The sequence below is a fragment of the Nitrosomonas sp. genome (genome assembly GCF_019635155.1).
In the GTDB taxonomy this organism is placed as follows: domain Bacteria; phylum Pseudomonadota; class Gammaproteobacteria; order Burkholderiales; family Nitrosomonadaceae; genus Nitrosomonas.
In genome coordinates this window covers 1-17,287 of record NZ_JAHBZY010000013.1, presented here as the reverse complement: position 1 = coordinate 17,287, position 17,287 = coordinate 1, and the positions used below count along the sequence as shown (strand labels likewise).

General features: G+C 43.1%; 14 protein-coding genes and 1 pseudogene. 9 read left to right on the top strand and 6 right to left on the bottom strand.

The genetic code is table 11. From position 1 onward, the window contains the following. Window positions 1–28: 28 nt before the first annotated feature. Window positions 29–2,443 (bottom strand): DNA internalization-related competence protein ComEC/Rec2, encoded by a 2,415-nt coding sequence (locus tag KF839_RS09820; RefSeq protein ID WP_292917666.1) that lies wholly within the window; start codon window positions 2,441–2,443, stop codon window positions 29–31. Between the two features lie 186 nt (window positions 2,444–2,629). On the opposite strand from KF839_RS09820, the gene KF839_RS09815 reads away from it, so the two are divergent. After that, window positions 2,630–3,679 (top strand): class I fructose-bisphosphate aldolase, encoded by a 1,050-nt coding sequence (locus tag KF839_RS09815; protein ID WP_292917665.1) that lies wholly within the window; start codon window positions 2,630–2,632, stop codon window positions 3,677–3,679. A 43-nt stretch (window positions 3,680–3,722) separates the two neighbouring features. Here the strand turns inward: KF839_RS09815 and KF839_RS09810 are convergent, their stop codons facing one another. Continuing rightward, window positions 3,723–4,397: a tetratricopeptide repeat protein gene (locus tag KF839_RS09810; protein WP_292917664.1), complete on the bottom strand. Its 675-nt coding sequence runs from the start codon at window positions 4,395–4,397 to the stop codon at window positions 3,723–3,725. 90 nt (window positions 4,398–4,487) lie between these two features. Continuing rightward, window positions 4,488–5,237 (bottom strand): ankyrin repeat domain-containing protein, encoded by a 750-nt coding sequence (locus KF839_RS09805; RefSeq protein WP_292917663.1) that lies wholly within the window; start codon window positions 5,235–5,237, stop codon window positions 4,488–4,490. Between the two features lie 337 nt (window positions 5,238–5,574). On the opposite strand from KF839_RS09805, the gene KF839_RS09800 reads away from it, so the two are divergent. From KF839_RS09800 to purD, 5 genes are all read left to right on the top strand, one after another. Next, window positions 5,575–6,747, top strand: coding sequence for an FAD-dependent monooxygenase (locus KF839_RS09800; protein WP_292917662.1), 1,173 nt, complete (start codon window positions 5,575–5,577; stop codon window positions 6,745–6,747). A 136-nt stretch (window positions 6,748–6,883) separates the two neighbouring features. After that, the gene (dusB, locus tag KF839_RS09795; protein WP_292917661.1) at window positions 6,884–7,891 is read left to right on the top strand and encodes a tRNA dihydrouridine synthase DusB; all 1,008 of its coding nucleotides are present in this window, start codon (window positions 6,884–6,886) and stop codon (window positions 7,889–7,891) included. 3 nt (window positions 7,892–7,894) lie between these two features. Next, complete coding sequence (locus KF839_RS09790; protein WP_292917660.1) at window positions 7,895–8,137, top strand: helix-turn-helix domain-containing protein; 243 nt, start codon at window positions 7,895–7,897, stop codon at window positions 8,135–8,137. Continuing rightward, window positions 8,134–9,693, top strand: coding sequence for a bifunctional phosphoribosylaminoimidazolecarboxamide formyltransferase/IMP cyclohydrolase (gene purH, locus KF839_RS09785; protein WP_292917659.1), 1,560 nt, complete (start codon window positions 8,134–8,136; stop codon window positions 9,691–9,693). Before KF839_RS09790 ends, purH begins: the two co-directional genes overlap by 4 nt. 9 nt (window positions 9,694–9,702) lie before the next feature. Next, window positions 9,703–11,019 carry a phosphoribosylamine--glycine ligase gene (gene purD, locus KF839_RS09780; RefSeq protein ID WP_292917658.1) on the top strand — a complete coding sequence of 439 codons (1,317 nt, stop codon included), beginning with the start codon at window positions 9,703–9,705 and terminating at the stop codon, window positions 11,017–11,019. Window positions 11,020–11,031: 12 nt separating this feature from the next. On the opposite strand, the gene flgL is transcribed toward purD, so the two are convergent. From flgL to flgJ, 3 genes are all read right to left on the bottom strand, one after another. Continuing rightward, the gene (gene flgL / locus KF839_RS09775; RefSeq protein WP_292917657.1) at window positions 11,032–12,240 is read right to left on the bottom strand and encodes a flagellar hook-associated protein FlgL; all 1,209 of its coding nucleotides are present in this window, start codon (window positions 12,238–12,240) and stop codon (window positions 11,032–11,034) included. A gap of 25 nt (window positions 12,241–12,265) precedes the next feature. Continuing rightward, window positions 12,266–14,164 (bottom strand): flagellar hook-associated protein FlgK, encoded by a 1,899-nt coding sequence (flgK, locus tag KF839_RS09770; protein ID WP_292917656.1) that lies wholly within the window; start codon window positions 14,162–14,164, stop codon window positions 12,266–12,268. A 79-nt stretch (window positions 14,165–14,243) separates the two neighbouring features. Next, the gene (gene flgJ / locus KF839_RS09765) at window positions 14,244–15,119 is read right to left on the bottom strand and encodes a flagellar assembly peptidoglycan hydrolase FlgJ (RefSeq protein ID WP_292917655.1); all 876 of its coding nucleotides are present in this window, start codon (window positions 15,117–15,119) and stop codon (window positions 14,244–14,246) included. Between the two features lie 73 nt (window positions 15,120–15,192). Between flgJ and KF839_RS09760 the strand changes: the two are divergent. From KF839_RS09760 to KF839_RS09750, 3 genes and pseudogenes are all read left to right on the top strand, one after another. Next, a pseudogene (locus tag KF839_RS09760) lies at window positions 15,193–16,748 on the top strand (IS3 family transposase). Between the two features lie 3 nt (window positions 16,749–16,751). Continuing rightward, window positions 16,752–16,976, top strand: a complete 225-nt coding sequence (locus KF839_RS09755; protein ID WP_292917653.1) for a TrbJ/VirB5 family protein — start codon at window positions 16,752–16,754, stop codon at window positions 16,974–16,976. Window positions 16,977–16,998: 22 nt separating this feature from the next. Then, entirely contained in the window at window positions 16,999–17,175 is a 177-nt protein-coding gene (locus KF839_RS09750; protein WP_292917652.1) for a hypothetical protein, read from the top strand. Window positions 17,176–17,287 lie beyond the last annotated feature (112 nt).

The following is a 17,287-nucleotide window of genomic DNA, read 5'->3' as shown; positions in this document are numbered from 1 at the left end:
CATTCACTGACATTACATCGGTTGAATTCTATGTACCGGATTTTGTAACAGGCTCTGAGAAACGATGGTGCCAGTAACGTTGATTGAACCTTCTCCAGCTATCAAACACTACTTTCTGCTCTGCGAAACGTAACATAATCGCTCCGTCTCGATCACTTCTCAGTAACTTGCTGCCTAACTGGTGATAACGCTGTGTAACCACAGTGTTTGGATGATCGTAGCGATTCAGATAACCAACTGCAAAAATCGCCACCGCAGGATCAACGGTTTTAACAAAGGCGTCGGTCGATGAAGTTAAACTGCCATGATGTGGTACAAGCACTACTGTTGCGGCTAAATTCTCAATACTTCGAGCAAGCAAAGCTTGTTCGTCTTTACTTTCAATGTCCGCAGGCAATAGTACACTACCATGTGCAGTTGTAATTTTTAACACACAGCTCTTTCTATTGGTTTTACGGTTAAGTTCGAAATAATCCTGCTTCAGTGGGTGTAATACTTCGAAATGCACTCCATCCCATTGCCAAGATTGAGGAGCATGGCACAGCGCATTATCAGGCACATACTGCCGGATTGGGTGATCATCATTGAGTGATGACAACACCTTCTTTACCGGCATACCCGACAGTACCGACAACGCCCCTCCGCTATGATCCGAATCGGCATGAGACACCATTAGGACATCCAGCTTCCGTATTCCTTCGTTGTACAAAAAGGGGATAATAATGCGGCGACCGCTATCAGTTTCACCTAATTTTGGACCAGTATCGAACAATAGCGCATGTTGTTCGGTGCGTGCAACTACTGCCAATCCTTGTCCAACATCCAATACCGTAAGCCATAACTCACCTGCTTTTGGTTTCGGCAATTGTACTAAGAACATCGGGCACATTGCTATGAGCCCTAACCAACGGGCTGGAAACCCTCTTAACCATCCCAATCCGAAACTTCCCGGAAGCAGCATCCACACAACTCCAATAAATGCCGTCGCTATCGTCCAAAATGGAGGAGAATGTTGCAACCATACGGCCTGCGGGAAATCACCGAGAAAACTGAGAAAACTCATCACAACAGTCAATGCACCATGAGCGAGTAGCAACAAAAAATCAAATGGCAAGATAATAGTCAATAACGTAAGCGGGACAACTATCAAACTGATGATCGGTATGGCAAACGCATTCGCGATGGGTGACACCAGCGACACTTGCTGGAATAAGACTAAAAGGATTGGTATTAGTCCTAGCGTAATTGCCCATTGTATCCGTACCCATTCTGTCAACCAATGAAGTTTTCCGATACGCCCGACTGTTACCAGCATGATGATTGCGACTGCACCGAAAGATAACCAGAATCCCGGAGAAACTGTTGCCCAAGGATCGAGTAAAGCTACCCAAAACAATGCCCACGACAAGATTCTGGTTACCGAGACTGACCGCCCTCTCCAGATAGCCCAAGCGATGACAGCCAGCATACAAAATGCCCGCTGTGCCGGAATAGCAAAACCGGATATCAACGCATAACCAAAAGCAACGATTAATCCTGCTAACACCGCAGCTCGTTTTGCGGATATTCGCAAGGTCAAGTAGGAATTCCAGCGCCACAACCAATAAACCAATCCAAAAATCAAGCTGGAAACCATCGTAATATGTAGACCGGAGATCGCCATTAAATGATTCGTGCCAGTCCGAATAAGCACCTGCCATTGCTCGCGTGGAATCCTATGTTGATCACCCGTAGCCAACGTGCTCAAGATGCCTGTATAAGTTCGATCGGCAAGATATTGAGACTGATTTTGCTGAATTTTCTCGCGAATTCTTTCAATCCAATAACCAGGTTTTTGAACCATGGCATCCAAACGTTTATTCTCATCAGATTTTCGAATATAGCCCGTGGCTCTGATGTTTCTTTCCAATGCCCATACTTCATAATCAAAACCATGCGGATTTGCATTGCCATGAGGTTGCTTGAGTCGTACGGTTAATTGCCATCTCTCTCCGGCTCGAAGCATGGGTCTTCCGGTCTGCTGATCGGTTGGTTGAGTATCCTTATACCAAGTTAAAGAGACATGCCTGGGAACAATTGCGTCTTCTGTAATAATCTTTTCAATATCAAAATAAAAATGTGTACCATAATCATTTGAGTTAGGAACACTGGCGATCACGCCAATGACTTGGATATCGCGCCGTTCCCAATTCTCTGGTAATGCATCGGATAAACGCCAGTGCGCAGCTGTAGCTGCCCAGAAAAACCCAATCATTCCTATGAAAACCGAAATTAAGATTCGCTTTATTACAATACTAATCTTCGATTGAGCACGCCAAAGCAATCGAATTAATAACACTATGGGCAACAACCACCAGGCTTTATCCGCTTCTGGCAAATTGGCTTGCTGCTGCAATAACCAAGTACCGGCTACAAACGCAAGAATATTCAATTGCAGAAACAAGTCTATATACCTCTTCAATGATTGAAACAGAAAAAAGTGCAATTATCATGAGTAAGAGCACAAAGTTCTATCGACTCTTAATGAAATAAGTAAAATTTTGGAAATATTTATTTTCTTGTCGAATGACTTAGCGTACTATCATCGCATCTCTAGTCATCAAGCCATCATCAAAACGAAGGAGCAGAAATGACAGGCATTACAGAAATCCTCGGCAATGAGAGTGATACATTGCTGAATCATATTTGCAGCACCATTCCTAAAAATAACTTGGAACTACCCGGCGCCGATTTCGTCGATCGAGTTATGAGTTTAAGCGATCGAAAACCCGGTGTGTTACGTAATCTTCAAGCACTCTACAATCATGGCCGTCTGTCGGGAACCGGCTATTTATCTCTGTTACCCGTCGATCAAGGTGTTGAGCATTCGGCAGGCGCTTCTTTTGCTCCCAATCCGATGTTCTTCGATCCCAAGAATATTGTTGAGCTCGCGATCGAGGGTGGTTGCAATGGCGTTGCATCGACACTGGGTGTATTGGGAATCGTATCGCGCCGATATGCGCATAAGATTCCAATGATTCTTAAAATCAATCATAACGAATTACTCACTTACCCGAACAAGTTCGACCAAACGCTTTTTGCCAGTGTCGAGCAAGCTTTTGAAATGGGAGCTTGTGCTGTTGGTGCCACTGTCTTTTTCGGGTCTGATGAATCACGCCGTCAAATTTTGGAAGTTTCAGAAGCATTCGAGCACGCGCACAACTTAGGAATGGTCACCATACTATGGGCTTATACTCGCAATTCCGCGTTTAAAACCACGGACAGAGATTATCATGTCAGCGCTGATTTGACGGGGCAAGCGAATTATCTGGCAGTAACTATCGGCGCCGATATCGTCAAACAAAAAATGGCTACGAACAACGGTGGTTATACCGCCCTAAAATTTGGGAAAACCAACCCCAAGGTATACAGCGACCTTACAACAGAACATCCTATCGATTTGGTGCGTTATCAAGTTGCTAATTGTTTTATGGGGCGGATCGGCATGATTAATTCTGGCGGTGAATCGGGTAGCGATGATTTGCATCAGGCTATCAGAACGGCGGTTATTAACAAACGTGCTGGTGGCATGGGACTCATTTCAGGTCGTAAAGCTTTTCAGAAACCATTTTCTGACGGTGTCAAACTGCTTCATGCCATCCAGGACGTATACTTATCTGACAAAGTGACAATTGCTTAGATTGATGCCAAGTACCTTTTGTTTTTTACAAAACAAAAGACAATTACTTTTGAGATGCTTTTATCGCCTCTAGATTAGCTTGAGCTTCTTCATTACCTTGGGCCGCAGCTTTCTCAAACCATTCAATAGCTTTATTGACATTTCGTTCCACGCCTTCTCCGATAAAATACATGGCTCCTAAATTATTTTGTGCATCGACATGACCTTGTTCAGCAGCTTTCCGAAATAATTCGACAGCATGCATAAGATCTTGCGACACACCTTCACCATTCACATACATCAATCCTAAATTGAATTGTGCGTCGGCATAGCCTTGTTCAGCCGAACGAAAAAACCATCCTGCTGCTAATTCAGGATCGTTATTCATAATCTGGCCGCTCGGACTTTTAGAAACCGCTTCTCCGGTATAGTACATGACGCCTAAATGATTCTGCGCCACCGGATCTCCGGCTTTCGCTTTTTCCGTAAGTGCCCTGAATTTTTCCTCAGCTACACTGACATCGTCGATATCATGCGGCAGGATCTGTTTCTTCAATTCCGTTTTTTCTTCATCAGATAGCCCTTCACTCATAAATGATGGAATTTCACCAAGTTTGGTGACCTCACTCAACGGCATCGAAGACTGATCGGTCTCCTGCTTACTATTTTTCGGTGACTCACCGCAGCCTACGATAAAATTAATTGCTGCCACCAACAATAAACCATACAAAAATCTCATGTGTGTCTTTTCCTTTATTATCCGAGATAAATACAGTACCGCTTAACTATTCCCATAGCCCATTGATACTGGGAATCGGTTGATTATTTACTATCTTGCACCTGCTTTTTTTAATAATTCTGAAATCTCCCGATGGCGATATTGATTGGCGAGTGTCAATGCGGTTACGCCGTTGCTAGCTTTCAGGTTAGGATCCGCTTTCGCGGCTATGAGCGCATAAACAGCGCCAAGATTACCATGCTGCGCAGCCATCATTAATGCTGTCGCACCATTTTCCAATTGATAATTGACATCCGCGTTCGCATTAGCCAAAGTTTGTATGGCTTGTTTATGACCCTCTTGCGCCGCCAATAACAACGCAGTCATACCATCGTTTCTTTTCGCATTTACATCGACCTTCGCCGCCAGCAACAAATCTATCACGTTCCTCCGGTCTTTCCCTGCTGCAAGAATTAAAGCCGTACTGCCATCATCGGATACAGCATGCACATCGGCTCCGGCTGCAAGTAACATCTGTACAATTTGTTCACGGCCATCACGTGCGGCTTGTAGCAATGGTGTATAATCACCATCGATCCGGCTATCGATGTCTACGCCAAGCTGTAGGATATATGCAGCTATTTCAGCACTTCCTCTTTTAACAGCAACCTGAAAAGCATGATTTAACTGCTCTTTCTCAAATTGATTGGTTTCTAAGATTATTTTTACGCGTGAAAAATTTAACTTATCAACCGCGTCAGTCAATTCGGTGTCTGCACTTTGCGACCATGCATTCTCACTCATAATGAAAATCGCGACTATCAACCAGCACAGTAACTTGTAATTCAGCAACTTCAACATACAAAATCCCTTTTTATGACAATATAAACTTCGTATACGCAAATACTCTAATGTATATGTATAGTACGCTTGAAGCTTATCAGCTCCCAATCTATGAGATAAGCGCAGGATTATACAATTTTAGTAACATTGCCGTCTCATCATTCATCAAACAATACCCTATCACCGATTCCAACAACAATGGCTCTATGTTATTCTTATGGGTAAACTGATTAACTGATATTGCTTAGCTGATATTGCTTGGTCGGTTTGATAGCTGTCTCCTGAACTTCCTTAGGTGGCATCCCTTTACAACTGAAATCCATACACTGTTAATATTTTCAAAAGTGCAAATTATATGATCACTGATCATTACGATGTCGCTATCATTGGCGGTGGTCCAGTAGGTATGGCCTTAGCGCTGGCTCTACGGCAAACAAAGATTTCAAGTATCCTGCTCGAAGCGCGCGGTATCCCAGAAAAAGAAGAAGATCCAAGACCACTGGCATTATCGTATGGAAGCCATCTTATTCTGGAACGGCTTGGAGTTTGGCGCGATCTATCACGGACCACAGCGATCAAGACGATTCATATATCCAATCGCGGTGTTTTTGGAAGAACCATATTAACATCGAGCGACGCTGATGTCCCTGCACTTGGCTTCGTAGTAAATTATCACGATCTCTTTTGCGCAATGCATCAGCAATTGATGACAAACAAGTCAGACTATATCGCCGGAGCAACGGTTACCCGACTCGAAACCACAAGAAACTTGGGAGAGGTTCTTTTTACTTATCAAAACGAAAAAAGAAACATTAGCGCAAAGCTTATTGTTCTCGCAGATGGCGGGCAATTAGCCAAACAAATCCCTAATTTATCATACAGAATCCATGACTATCAGCAATGGGCCATCGTAGCGAACATTCAAGCCACCCAACAGCAAACCGGTATCGCTTATGAACGTTTCACGTCTGATGGTCCGGTTGCATTGCTTCCCAATGCGGATGATTTCGCTTTAGTATGGACTGTTTCTCCTACTACTGTTAAAGAGTTCATTGCGATGGATGACGATACTTTTTTAGCTCGCTTACATCAGCATTTTGGCGACAGACTCGGAAAATTTGTTCGTGCAGGAAAACGCTCAGCTTTTCCGTTATCACTTAAATATGCACCCATAACAACCGCACAAAGGGTGACGTTGATCGGCAATGCGGCACAAACCCTGCACCCCGTGGCAGGTCAAGGATTTAATCTGGGTTTACGCGATGCTTATGAATTGGCCAGAGAAATTATTAATGCATCGAACCGATTGCAAGATATCGGTTCGGCAGCAATGTTAAGAAGTTTTTATCAAAACAGAAAAATCGACAGCAGTGCCAGTAGAATGTTTACAGATTCTCTGATAAATATTTTTTCTAATAATAATCGATTATTACAACAGGCATGCGGGCTTGGATTGAGCGCTCTGGATGGTATTCCTTCGCTCAAGCATTTTGTAGCTCGCCGCATGATATTTGGAGTGCGCGGCTAATAAGCTTCTTCATCTCGCTTAAACAAAAACTATAACCGGGAAAATGGAGGAATGCATTTGCCCATCAATCAAACTGTTTTTTTGAAAAATTTAATCTGATCACCATCTAACAACTTTATTGCACTATCACATTCTTATGCGAATCGGCTCCCATGCTTTGAAAAATAAACTGATTGTTGCTCCGATGGCGGGCGTAACCGATCGCCCTTTCAGGCAATTATGCAAGAAAATGGGCGCTGGAATGGCGGTATCAGAAATGGTATCAAGCAACTCTCTACTATGGGGTTCAATAAAAACCCAACGACGCGCTAATCACGATGGCGAAGTATCTCCCATATCAGTCCAGATTGCAGGCGCCGATCCACAGATGCTGGCTACCGCGGCTCGATATAATGTCGACAACGGTGCACAAATTATCGATATCAATATGGGTTGTCCCGCAAAAAAAATATGTAATGTAATGGCAGGGTCGGCTCTACTGCAAGATGAGAAATTGGTAGGACGTATTCTTGATTCCGTAGTTAAAGCAGTGGATGTGCCAGTCACACTAAAGATACGCACTGGCTGGGATAAACAGCATAAAAATGCATTATCCGTTGCACGCATTGCAGAAAACTCAGGTGTGCAAGCACTGGCCATTCATGGTCGCACCCGGGCGTGCGCTTATGCCGGCACCGCTGAGTACGACACCATCGCAGCGGTTAAAACTGCCATTAATATCCCGGTTATCGCGAATGGCGATATCACTACTCCAGAGAAAGCCAAAGAAATTCTATCGTATACAAAGGCGGATGCGATTATGATCGGTCGTGCCGCGCAAGGTAGGCCTTGGATATTTCGTGAAATTGATCATTACCTTACGACCGGACAAAAACTGCCATCACCAGAGGTATCCGAAATACATCACGTGCTAATTAAACACTTGTACGAGCTTTATGAATTCTATGGTGAGTATGCGGGTGTTCGCATCGCCCGGAAACATATATCGTGGTATACCAAAGGATTGATGGGTTCGGCAAACTTCCGTCAATCAATGAATCAATTGCAAACAAGTAATCAACAAATCTTCGAAACCAATACATTTTTCTCAAAATTGGCTGAGATTGGACACAGATTAAGTTACACCAAAGAGGAGAGTAATTAGTTTATGAATGCAATCAAAGAAAACGAAATTGCATCCTGTATACGTAAAGCGATTGGTTGTTATCTTAACGATTTGGACGGTGAGAAGCCCGGACATATTTACAATATGGTCATTCAAAGTGTTGAAAAACCGTTAATTGAAATTGCCATGCAATATACAAAAGGTAATCAAACACGAGCAGCCGAGTTACTCGGAATCAATCGTAATACGCTACGTCAAAAAATGAAACAATATCAAATTAAATGACTACAAAATATGCACTTATCAGTGTCTCAGATAAAACCGGACTCACGCAACTTGCTCGCCAGCTGATTCAATATGGCTTTACGCTGCTTTCAACCGGAGGTACTGCAAAATTATTACTCGAAGTCGATCTGCCGATACTTGAAGTCAGTCAGTATACTGACTTTCCGGAAATGTTAGATGGTCGAGTCAAAACACTGCACCCCAAAATTCATGCCGGCATTCTAGCTCGACCTGACTTAGCTGAACACCAAGAAACACTCAGAGCAAGATCAATCCCGAATATTGATGTGGTAGTAGTGAATCTTTATCCATTTAAGCAAACAATTTCAAAGCCAGACTGCACCTTGGAAGACGCCATCGAAAATATTGATATCGGTGGTCCTACCATGGTGCGCGCTGCTGCAAAGAATTATCAAAAAGTAACCATCGTAACCGATCCCAAAGATTATTCTTTACTGTGTCAGGAATTGGAGGCCAATCAGGGATCAACAAGCCTCGCAACACGTTTTATGCTAGCGCAAAAGGCTTTTACTCACACCGCCTCTTATGACAGCGCAATCAGTAACTATCTAACTGCTTTGGATGCTAACTATTGCCGCAAAGATTTTCCTGATTCTCTGAATTTGAACTTCAGTGTCGCCCAACATTTGCGCTATGGTGAAAACCCTCATCAGAAAGCGGCATTTTACCGGGATGAAATTACGGTTCCGGGTAGTTTAGCCAATTACCGTCAATTGCAAGGGAAAGAATTATCCTATAACAATATCGCAGATACGGATGCGGCGTGGGAATGTGTCAAAACTTTTGATCAGGCTGCTTGTGTAATTGTAAAGCATGCCAATCCGTGCGGGATAGCAGTTGCTGAAACCACACTGCAGGCTTATCTGCTCGCTTTTTCCACGGACCCGGTTTCCGCCTTTGGAGGCATCATTGCGTTCAATAGAACCATCGATGGTGTTACCGCAGAAGCAATTCTTAAACAGTTTGTAGAAGTGATCATCGCACCCGATATCTCCCCAGAAGCTCAACAACTATTAGCGCAAAAGAATAATATCCGGGTACTGATCATTCCATTGCAAACTGGATACCATAATTATGATTTAAAAAAAGTGGGCGGCGGCCTTCTGGTTCAGACACCGGATATCCTCAATATTACGACCTCCGATTTACGCATTGTTACGCAAGTAAAACCTTCCCAGCGTCAATTAGAGGATCTATTGTTTGCCTGGCGTGCTGCAAAATTCATTAAATCAAATGCCATTGTATTTTGCCGTAATGGCCAAACAGTCGGTATCGGTGCAGGCCAAATGAGTCGTATTGATAGTGCTCGTATTGCATCAATAAAGGCACAAGAAGCGGATCTTTCACTGATCGATTCAGTCGTTGCATCGGACGCATTTTTCCCATTCCGTGACGGTCTTGATGTCGTGATTAATTCTGGTGCCACAGCGATCATTCAACCGGGCGGCAGTATTCGTGATGACGAAGTAATCGCAGCCGCCGATGAACAAGGCGTCGCGATGGTTTTCACCGGTGTTCGACATTTTAGACATTGACGACATTATATGAAATTGTTGGTTATTGGTAATGGCGGCAGGGAACATGCGTTAGCATGGAAACTCAGTTTATCGCCTCGAGTACATAAAGTATTTGTTGCGCCAGGTAATGCCGGAACTGAATTGGAACCAGCGCTACAAAATATTCCAATCACTTCGTTTCCGGACTTGATTGATTTTGCAAAAAAAGAACAAATTGCCATAACACTGGTTGGCCCGGAGATTCCGCTTGCCGCTGGTATCGTCGATGCATTTCGAGCGGCCGGTTTAAAAATTTTTGGACCAACACGGCAAGCCGCGCAACTTGAAACGTCAAAAACTTTTGCTAAAAAATTCATGACGCGGCATAACATACCGACCGCCGCCTATGCAAGTTTTGAGCATCCGGATCTTGCTCATGCCTATATAGAAAAGCAGCATGGTGCGCCATTGGTAATAAAGGCTAACGGCTTAGCAGCAGGAAAAGGCGTATTCATTGCCAGAACTGCAGAGCAAGCTCATGCAGCCGTTAATGCATTACTCGTTGAAAATAATCTTGGCACAGCGGGTAACGAGATTATTATTGAGGAATATATCGAAGGAACAGAAGCCAGCTTCATCGTCATGACCGACGGTGTTCATATCCTGCCCTTAGCAACCAGCCAGGATCATAAACGTCTTTTAGATGGAAATCTTGGACCCAATACAGGTGGCATGGGTGCATATTCACCCACACCTTTTGTCACACCCAGCTTGCACGCTCAAATTATGCGCAATATCATGGATCCAGTAGTCAATGGGATGATGAAGGAAGGCATCACCTACACCGGTTTTCTATATGCGGGTTTGATGATTACACCTGAGAATCAGGTGAAAGTATTGGAATTCAATTGCCGCCTTGGTGATCCTGAAACTCAACCAATCCTGTTACGTTTAAGAAGTGATCTGGTGGCACTCATTGAACATGCGATTGATGGCACATTGGATAAAGCTAATATCGAATGGGACCGCCGAACTGCGCTGGGAGTAGTAATGGCTTCTTCGGGCTATCCTGAGAAACCAAGACAGAATGATGCCATCAGCGGTTTGAGAGAATTAATTGCAGTTCAACAGCAAACTGATAATTTTCATATTTTTCAAGCAGGAACTGCTTTGGGAGGTAAAGATGATGAAATTGTTACAGCTGGTGGTCGTGTTTTATGTGTAGTGGCGCTAGAAGAAAATATTAAACTTGCGCAACAATTTGCTTATAAGCTTATAGAAAAAATCCACTTTGACGGCTCTCAAATCCGCCATGATATCGGATACCAGGGAATCAATTATCAGAAAAAAAATATTCCGAATTAAAGTGATGCACTATCAAATATAATTAAATAGCGATAACCCGGATACCTTCACATAAGATTGTTGAGCCGCTTCCAGATAAAGTTGTTGCCTGTTTAGATCGGATATCGCTTTAGCAAAATCAACATCCTGCAGATTTGAAAGTAATTGCTCAAATTGAATGCTTTGATCATCGCCAACGCTTTCAAGCGTTTCGATTTCTTGTAGTCGAGCTCCTATGGATGCTTGCTTAGTCAGTACATGTTCCAAGCTATTATTAACATTTTGCAGCACGGAACTCAGGCTATTTGCCAGCCGTGTACCACCAGGCTGACCACTTGATGGTGTTTCAAGCGCTGTTATCAAATTACTCACAGTATCAAAAATGCTCTGATTTTGACTTGGTGACACTGAGAATTTATCGCCATTAGCGGGATCACCTTTAATACTCAACTGCATTCCAGCAAAACTAATTGTATTGTTACTTGTGTAAGGATTCCCTGATGAAATAGTTGTAGCAGTTGTAGTATCGACTATATCGTAAGTTGTCACACTACCTGATACATTAAAAGTCACCTCATAATTATCACCGGTAAGACTTGCTGGGGTTATCACCGAACCCACGTCAATGACTCCTGTACCAGTGTTTAAAGGATTTGCAGCTGTTGAAAAAACGCCATTACCATTCTTGATACGCTCAAAAATATCTGTACCCGAATCACTGATAGCAAGCTGTCGCGCAGAACCGACTTGATTCATTCTCTGCCCTTGGTCACCAGCATATGTAACCGAGAGCCCCGTCTGCACAAAAGGTTTCGTTTGTGCTTGATATCCCGAGAATAGATATTGCCCCTTTTCGTCCGTCGTATTTGCCAAACCCACGAGAGATTCTAAATTACTGCGTAACTCAGTCGCCAGAATTTTGCGTTCATTATCAGTTAATGACGAGTTTCCGGCATAGACTGTTGTACTGTGAAGGTCTTGAAGCGCCGTTGTTACTTGTCTCAATACGTTTTCTTCTAATGATAGCGATGAGCTGGCACTACCTCGATTTACGGAGTATTGCTCATTTAGCGAAGCTGATTGTGCGATATTTAACACTTGCGCTGCCGAAATAGGATCATCGGAAGGTGTAAGTATCCTTCTACCTGTGGAAAGCTGTTGTTGTGTTTTCATCAGCTTCTCTTGCTGCTGAAGCATCATATTAGTTCCAGCTTCATATATGGTATTAGTACTGATACGCATAATCCCGCCTTTCAATTAATAATATTTAACCAAATTGAAGAATAGAGTCAAATAAAGTCTTGCTTAATTCAATGACTTTGCTTGAGGCCTGATAAACTTGCTGGAATCGCAGCAGATTTGCCGCTTCTTCATCCAAATTAACACCAGAAACCGATTGAATCGAATTCTGAGTTTGCGTCAATAAGTTCGCTTGAGCTTTACTTGTAACTTCTAGCTCTCGAGTTTTATTACCAATCTCGCTAACTAACTGTCCATAGGCAGATTGGTAAGTTGCCGTACCATTTTGAATTGTATTGGCTGATTGCAATGCTCCCAGCTTCAATATATTCCGATTATCTGCAACACCACTGCTGTTGGGTATCACCGTAAAAACATCACCCGCTGCCGGATTTCCATTAATTTGGAACGTAAAACCATTAAAACTGATGTCTGTACCAGCATTATATGCTTGATTTGTCGCCGGTAACCCAGTACCAATACCCGTCACATCAAATAAACCCGATGCTGTAAATGTGATTGTGAGCGGTTGCAGTAGATTGGCATCCAGTGGTAAAGGATTGACTGAACCTGCACTAATCGTTCCTGTGCCAGTATTTGTCAATGCCGCACTAGTGCGATTAGGTGCAGCAGCTGCGATTTTGGTGGTATCAGTAATATTTACGGCAATATCCTTTGCGCCATTAACGGTCGGTTGAATACGAAATCTTTCACTTGGCAGCATCGAAGCAGTAGTTACCGTTACTCCATCAAGAGTTATCGGAAATGTACTTGATGGAGTAGTAGAAGTATTATCAGATAATCTCGTTAACGTGTAATTTGTACCATCATAAGAAAACTGATAATCACTGGTTGTTAAAGCACTATAGTCAGTTATTTGTGTAGTAATATTCGAAGCAACATTGTTGCTCAGCGCTGAGATAATTTTTGGAGCTGGTAGAGCGAAAAAATCTTTTCCCATGTCTCCATTCAGATCCATACCTAGCTGGTGCTGCTCATTGAATGATTGTGCCAGATTGATTGCAATTCTTCCCAATGTGTTTTGAGCTTTATCAAGTGTGTCGTTACGAAAGGCTAACAACCCACCTAAAGTTCCACCGGAAATCTGGTTTTCCGGAAGCCTAATGGTACTCGAACCATTCATAAGTCCGATTGTTAATTGCTCGGGGACATCGGGAGATTTGATCGCTTGGAGTGTCAGTGTTTGAGCACCAACGACTAACGCTTGACCTGTACCAACATATACATTCACAGTACCATCACTCTGACGTACCGTATCAGTATTTATTATTTTATTTAATTGATTAATAAGCTCATCGCGTTGATCCAACATGTCATTAGCAGGTTGCCCACTCGCTGCGCCTTCCGCCCAAATTATTTGTTGATTAATCTGAGAAATTTGACCAGCAAGAGAATTAATTTCTGTAACTGCACTCGTTATCTGGGTATTGATTCCATCTCTAATTTGTGTAATACGTTGATCCATACTATGAAAACGAGAAACAAGCGCTTCAGCATTACTAAGCATAGATTGTCGCGATGGAATTACCGATGAATTTGTTGCGACATCCTGTATAGCAGTAAAAAAATTCTGTAAAGTTGGAGAAAGTCCGGAAGTGGTTTCGGCAAACATATTATCCAACTGCTTTATCTCAGTATAGTTATTGTCTAGCGCTTGACTCTGTGTCTGAATTTGTAAAGATTGACCAACCAGAAATTGGTTATAAACGCGCTGAACAGTTGTTGCACTGACACCGCGCCCTATAAATCCTGAGCCAGTTGATTGAGCGGTGTTAGTGGTTAGCAGTACTTTCTGACGATTGAAGCCGGGTGTATTTGCGTTACTAATATTATGGCTTGTCGTCAATAATTGATTTTGTGATGTTAATAACCCCGAAAATCCAACATCAAGAATACTATTTCCCATGATTTATAACTAATTCTTTAAAAAATTAAATATAGAGTTGATATCGGCGCAAAAATAAAAGAGTTAAAAAATTCGCTGGTTAAATAAATTCCCGATTTTGTAATCTTTCACTATTAAGTATTCGAATCAACTTCTCCGCATATTTGGGGTCGGTCGCATAACCCGCACGTTGCAAGCCGTTTGCAAAAGACACCGCATCTGTTGATTGCAGGACTTTCGCATATCGAGGATTGTCCATTAGGAGCTTCGCGTAGTCATGAAAACCCTCAGCATAAGAGCTATAGGCGCGAAACTTTTCAATCGATTTTTGTGGTACGCCATTAATATATTCGGTAGTTACTGTCTCCACCACATCTCCCTTCCAATTTGCTCCAGCTTTGATACCGAATAAATTATAACTAGGGCTGTTATCAGCATAGCGTATCTCATGCTTACCCCACCCACTCTCAAGCGCAGCTTGTGCCAACATAAAATGCGGAGGGATTCCCGTCGATTGAGCGGCTGTTTTTGCATGAGGAAGAAGCATTTCAATAAAATTAGTCGATGAATTCGATGGAATTCTCAATTGTGGATCGTTCTCAGTTGGTTTATTAAAAACCTCACTTATTGATTTCTCGCTATATGCTGGAGTCATCGGTTCCATCGAGCTTAGAGAACCTGGCCATAAGTTTTCTGATTTATCATTGGGATGCCCATTTTTTGCCAGTGGCGATTGATTAATAGTATCAAGGGAAGACAAGATTGCATCCGTTTGGCTTATCGATGATTGCGATGAAATCGAATCACTATTCCGACCCAATTGTTTAACCATAATATTGGCAATGCCTATTCCACGCTTTGACAATTGTTGTGCAAGCTGTTGATCATACATTTCAGTAAAAAACTGCGTTTGTTGACTCTCAAACAGCCCATCTTTTGGGGTGGCGTCGCGCATACTTTTAAGAAGCATATTCATGAACCCTACGTGTCAGGATACCTTTCGCCTCATTTAAAACTTAAAAACCTGAAGGGCGAAGCGAGAGGATACGATGCAAAAATGTTATTCGAAAGAATTTAAAGATTCAGTAATCAAAAGAATGATGCCGCCCAACCCGGTGTCTGCCCCGCAATTGTGTAAAGAAACCGGCGTATCTGATGTTACGCTTTACAAATGGAGAAAAGAATATCGGAATGGAGGAATCGCAGTGCCGGGAGATCACAGCAAATCGGAGAATTGGACGGCGGAAGATAAATTAGCGGTTGTAATTGAAACGGCTGGCTTGAACAGTGCGCAACTGAGTGAGTATTGCCGCAGCAAAGGTCTTTATCCGGAGCAGGTTCAGCAGTGGAAAACGGCTGCTTTGTCAGGCTATCAACGTAACGCTCAGGTTGAGAAAGAGAAAAGTCGCTGCCGCCATGAAGACAAGAAACAGATAAAACGTCTTGAGTCTGAACTCAAACGTAAGGAAAAAGCGCTGGCAGAAGCAGCTGCGCTATTGGTATTGTCAAAAAAGTGCGAGGCCATCTGGGGAATAAGCGAGGAAGACTAATATCTTCGCAGGATCGCCAGATGGCCATAAAACTGATAGCAGAAGCAGTGGACCAAGGTGTGCGACAGCACCTGGCCTGTGAAGTCGTCAGCATCAGCTGTCGCACGTTACAACACTGGCGGGTTACAGGCACAGAAGATCGTCGGCAGACAATCAGGAAAACGCCCGCTAACAAACTCAGTGAGCAGGAAAGAAAACACATTCTCGCCGTTTGTAACAGCGAAGAATTCTGCAACCGGACACCCAAACAGATTGTGCCTGCATTAGCGGATAAAGCGATTTATCTGGCATCGGAGAGCAGCTTCTATCGTATTTTGCGTGACGCCGGTCAGTTACATCACCGGGGGCGTTCAGCTAATCCAGCCACAATAAAGAAACCGGCAGCTTATATTGCAGATGGGGCCAACCAGGTGTGGTCATGGGACATCACCTACCTGGCCAGCACGCTTAAAGGCGTGTTCTTTTACCTGTATCTGTTTATGGATATTTATAGTCGTAAAATCGTTGGCTGGGAAGTCTATGAGAATGAGTCGTCAGAGCAGGCAGCAGAGGTCTTGCGAAAGGCGCGCCTGACTGAGATATTACCTGCGGGTCATGAGGTCGTATTACATTCCGATAATGGCAGTCCGATGAAAGGTGCAACCATGCTGGCAACAATGCAAAAACTCGGCGTTGTTCCCTCATTCAGCCGTCCATCGGTGAGTAATGACAATCCTTATTCAGAGGCGCTGTTCAGAACCATGAAATATGCGCCAACTTATCCATCAAAACCTTTTGAAAACCTTGATGAAGCACGTCAGTGGGTGCTTCGTTTTGTTGACTGGTATAACGATTGTCATCGCCATAGCGGTATAAAATATGTAACGCCAGCGCAACGCCATAATGGTGAGGATATCACTATTCTGGAACAACGAAAACGCGTGTATGAGAAAGCAAAAAGGAAACATCCGGAACGTTGGTCAGGTAAAACCAGAAACTGGGCACACGAGCCTGTTGTGAAGCTTAATCCCGGTAATGAGCAACCCACCGGAAGTTGCGAGAAAAAAGTTGCTTAAATGATGTATTCAGGCGAAAAGTATGTTGACACCTACCGTCACCAGGCAAACCAACTATTGCAAATCCGCCATTTACTCATAGCGCAACACAATGCCATTAATGCCCAGAACCAGGCCGATGTCGACCAGAAAGCGATGTGGCAGGCCGCGCGGGAAGCAGCCACAAAACGATTGAGCCCGCAAACATTGCCACCCGGAAAAAAATGGTCAGTTAGGGATGCATATTAAATTCTGTTTAAAGGAGATCATCATGAGAACGAAACACCTGATTATTTTCATCGTATGTTTATTACCTTTGTTTCTATTACCGGCTTGTTCCAAGGATGGTGATGGGGTTATCGAAACAAAGGAGCCAAAAAAAGAATTAAGCGAATTACCAGAAAGAAAAAGTTGGTCTGTAATGGATATCGAAGAATTTGGTGAATAAACAGGTTAGCAATTGATTTGTAATTTAATTAGCTAAGAGGATAAGCAAATGCGAAAGATAAGTCTTATTAATTTTACAATCCTGATAATCCTGGCAGCATTTTCTGTCAATG

Bases quoted from the DNA above. Each gene is read 5' to 3' on its own strand.
- flgJ (WP_292917655.1), bottom strand. From the start codon at position 15,119: ATGAATATGCTTCTTAAAAGTATGCGCGACGCCACCCCAAAAGATGGG.
- flgK (WP_292917656.1), bottom strand. From the start codon at position 14,164: ATGGGAAATAGTATTCTTGATGTTGGATTTTCGGGGTTATTAACATCA.
- dusB (WP_292917661.1), top strand. From the start codon at position 6,884: ATGCGAATCGGCTCCCATGCTTTGAAAAATAAACTGATTGTTGCTCCG.
- KF839_RS09815 (WP_292917665.1), top strand. From the start codon at position 2,630: ATGACAGGCATTACAGAAATCCTCGGCAATGAGAGTGATACATTGCTG.
- KF839_RS09790 (WP_292917660.1), top strand. From the start codon at position 7,895: ATGAATGCAATCAAAGAAAACGAAATTGCATCCTGTATACGTAAAGCG.
- KF839_RS09755 (WP_292917653.1), top strand. From the start codon at position 16,752: ATGTATTCAGGCGAAAAGTATGTTGACACCTACCGTCACCAGGCAAAC.
- purD (WP_292917658.1), top strand. From the start codon at position 9,703: ATGAAATTGTTGGTTATTGGTAATGGCGGCAGGGAACATGCGTTAGCA.
- KF839_RS09750 (WP_292917652.1), top strand. From the start codon at position 16,999: ATGAGAACGAAACACCTGATTATTTTCATCGTATGTTTATTACCTTTG.
- flgL (WP_292917657.1), bottom strand. From the start codon at position 12,240: ATGCGTATCAGTACTAATACCATATATGAAGCTGGAACTAATATGATG.
- KF839_RS09800 (WP_292917662.1), top strand. From the start codon at position 5,575: ATGATCACTGATCATTACGATGTCGCTATCATTGGCGGTGGTCCAGTA.
- KF839_RS09805 (WP_292917663.1), bottom strand. From the start codon at position 5,237: ATGTTGAAGTTGCTGAATTACAAGTTACTGTGCTGGTTGATAGTCGCG.
- purH (WP_292917659.1), top strand. From the start codon at position 8,134: ATGACTACAAAATATGCACTTATCAGTGTCTCAGATAAAACCGGACTC.
- KF839_RS09810 (WP_292917664.1), bottom strand. From the start codon at position 4,397: ATGAGATTTTTGTATGGTTTATTGTTGGTGGCAGCAATTAATTTTATC.